Annotated in this window: 2 protein-coding genes and 1 pseudogene; all 3 read left to right on the plus strand. The window is 53.8% G+C overall.

Annotated elements, in window-relative coordinates:
* Window positions 1-2,092: CLIPPER-2 domain-containing protein (locus tag IEV98_RS24330; RefSeq protein WP_188508674.1), on the plus strand; the 2,092-nt coding region annotated here is incomplete at its 5' end.
* A gap of 29 nt (window positions 2,093-2,121) precedes the next feature.
* Window positions 2,122-3,132 carry a PorP/SprF family type IX secretion system membrane protein gene (locus tag IEV98_RS24335; RefSeq protein WP_229738957.1) on the plus strand — a complete coding sequence of 337 codons (1,011 nt, stop codon included), beginning with the start codon at window positions 2,122-2,124 and terminating at the stop codon, window positions 3,130-3,132.
* Between the two features lie 34 nt (window positions 3,133-3,166).
* Window positions 3,167-3,456: pseudogene (locus IEV98_RS24340) on the plus strand (tetratricopeptide repeat protein); the annotation flags it as partial.

Below are 3,456 nucleotides of genomic sequence, written 5' to 3' on the forward strand. Positions count from 1 at the left end.
CGTTTCCAACCAGGCAACCGCCGCGGGCGAGGATCCGGACGGCGACCCGGTGACGGACGACTCGGACGATCCGGGTACGGGCGACCCCGACGATCCGACAAATACGGACGTGGTACAGACACCGGAACTGACGGTGACGAAAGTCATCACCAGCACGGGACCGTACGACAGCACGGATGACGTGATTACCTACGACATCACGGTTGAGAACACGGGCAACGTGGCGATCGACAACATCGTGCTGACGGATGCCAACGCGGTGATCCCGGCAGGTGAGGAGAACATCGGTACGCTGGCACCTGGAGCGGATGTGACCATCACGGTGACGCATGCGGTTACCCAAGCAGACCTTGATAACGGCAGCGTTTCCAACCAGGCAACGGTGAGCGGGGACGGTCCGGACGGCAATCCGATTACCGAGGTGCCTTCGGACAATCCGGGTACGCCGGGTGTACCGAACGACCCCACGGATATAACGACCACGCAGACGGCTGCGCTAACCATTACTAAAACGGCAAGAGCAGGTGAACACGCCTTAATCGGTGACGTGATCACTTATGACCTGACAGTAACCAACACCGGCAACGTAAGCTTGACGAACATCGTAATAACCGATGCCAATGCAGATGTAGGTAGCATAGCTCCTGCAACAATCGCCGCGCTAGCACCGGGAGAATCCATAAACGCAGTAGCTAAACACACGATTACACAGGCCGACATTGATGCGGGTTATGTTTATAATATCGCCAAGGTGACCGGCGAGACACCCAAGGGAGACGAGGTGAGCGACGAATCGCACGATCCCGATCCGCAGGATCCGGATGCGCCGGTGGTTGACGACTGCACAACCTGTACCGCGACTCCAATCGAAATCAAACCGGCCGTTGCACTGGTGGCGGTGGCTACCAACACCGGGTCGGGAAGGAACGGTGCCTTTATTATCGGTGACGAGATCGAGTACCGCTTCACGGTGACCAATACCGGCAACACCACCCTTAGTGGCTTCGTACTGAATGACGCAAAACTAGGATTGAACGATGTGCTTGTGGAAGAAACACTGGCACCTGGCGAAAGCTTAGTGCGGACGTTCCGCTATACGATTACGCAGGCAGACATCCTAGCCAAACAGGTCGTAACTACCGCGACGGTGGATGCACAAAGTCCAGCGGGTGAAACGGCTTCCGACATATCGGGAGACGACGTAACCAACGATATACCGACACTCGTGCCGGTGGCTGAAGGTCCTGAATCTGCGGATGACGAAGGGACGACGGCGCAGCATACGCCGGTGACCATCAAGGTGGTAGACAACGATAAGGAAGGCAGTAGTGAGCTGGATCTAGCTACCGTCCGTCTGATCGACCCGGAAACGGGTGAGCCACGTGAAGAAGTAACGATAGACGGAGAAGGTACCTATACGGTCGGATCTGATGGCACCATCACGTTCACGCCGATCCGCGAGTTCTATGGGGAAAGCACCATCCAATATGTGGTGCGTGACTTGAACGGTCTGGAGGCAGATCCGGCAACCATCAGGGTTGCCGTGACCCAAAGTCAACCCAAGGCGTCGGACGATACGCAACAAGGTTCGTTCAATGGGCCGATACAGATACAGTTGGTAAGCAACGACCAGCCGGATACGGCACCGTTGGATCCGTCAACCATAGAAATCGTAAGCCAGCCCCAGCATGGCACGCTGGAAATCGGTGCCGATGGCAATGTGACGTATACGCCGAACCAATATTATACCGGGCCGGATGAATTCACCTACCGGGTGATGGATGCCAATGGCAACTGGACAAATGTCGCTACCGTGCGCATCACGGTAGCCGGATTTCATATTCCGAACATCATCACGCCGAACGGAGATGGACAGAATGACCGCTTTGTAATCGTAGGCCTTGCCGACTACGACAACGCCGACGTGGTCATCTTCAATCGGTGGGGAAATGAAGTGTACCGGAGTCGTAATTACAAACAGGACTGGGATGCACAGGGTATAAATGAGGGAACGTATTACTACCTGATCACGCTACGGAAGGATGGCCAAGAAACCGTCCATAAAGGTTGGTTAGTCATTAAACGGAAATAGGGGAGGCATTAGCAATGAACAAGTATAACATGAAGCATATCATAAAAACGTCAACGCTGCTGTTTCTCTCCTGCATGGGAATGGTAGCTAAAGGACAGCAGAATATCCAGTTTACGCAGTACATCTTTAACTCGATGAGCGTAAATCCAGCGTATACGGGATATAAGGAAGAATGGTTTGGGCAGTTGGGACTACGCAGTCAATGGGTTGGCATCGAAGGTGCTCCAGAAACGGGTACGATTTCCATCGACGGTGTCGTAGACCCTAACCAAAAACGGCACGGGCTCGGCTTTCAGGCCATTGCCGATCGGCTCGGCCCGCAATCTGCCACATCCCTGTATGCCAATTATGCGTTCCGGCTGCGGCTCAACGACGAGGATACGCAACGGCTGAGTTTCGGCATCGGTGCGGGGATGACGCAGTACAGCCTGGATGGCGCAAAGCTACGCCCGAACGACCAGGTGGATGGGGTTATCCCCGCCGGCCGGATCAACAGCTTTATCCCTGATGTACGGTTTGGGGTCTATTACTACAATCCGCATTGGTATGCAGGTGTTTCGGTGATGGACCTACTATCGGGCGACCAGAGCAATAACATCTTCCGCTGGGACAATACCACCACGGACAACATCCGCCGTAGGCGGCATATGTATTTCATCGGGGGTGCACTGGTCAATTTCAACAGTGGGCTTAAACTGCGTCCGAGTGTACTGGTGAAGGAGGATTTCAAAGGGCCGACAAGCGTAGATGTGAATGCCCTATTTATTTTTGATAACCGATTTTGGATCGGTGGCGGCTGGCGTACGGGCGTAACGGTATTCAAGCGGGATTATGCGCGGTTTACCGGAAATAAGCTGAGTAAGCAAAACTCGGTTTCGGCGATCACCCAGTTCTATGTGACGCCCAAGTTGAGGATCGGGTATTCGTACGATTACATCCTGAGCCAGCTGAGCAGCGTGCAAAATGGATCGCACGAAGTGACGCTGGGTATCACATTCGGGCAACGATCGAACCGATTGTTGAGTCCGCGGTTTTTTTAGTTAAACATCAGACTTTAGACATCAGATAACTACCATGAGATATCAGTTGCAACAACTCTTTTTTTTCGCGGCGCTGCTTTGCTTAAGTGGGGTTGCGGTTTCACAGGAACAGCCTTCGCTGCGCGATCGCGCGGAGGAATTATATCGCAAGTATGAATATGCGAACGCGGCCGTTTTGTATACCAAATTGGCAGATAATAAGCGGCCTAAACTTGCGGATCTGGAGCAGCTGGCGCGCTGCTACGCCCAGCTAAATGACTACGAGGCTGCCGAGAACTGGTACGCACGGGCGGTGGCCATGGAAGGCAGTGAACCGGAAAACCT

Origin of the sequence: Parapedobacter pyrenivorans (genome assembly GCF_014636865.1) — a bacterium.
Classification (GTDB): domain Bacteria; phylum Bacteroidota; class Bacteroidia; order Sphingobacteriales; family Sphingobacteriaceae; genus Parapedobacter; species Parapedobacter pyrenivorans.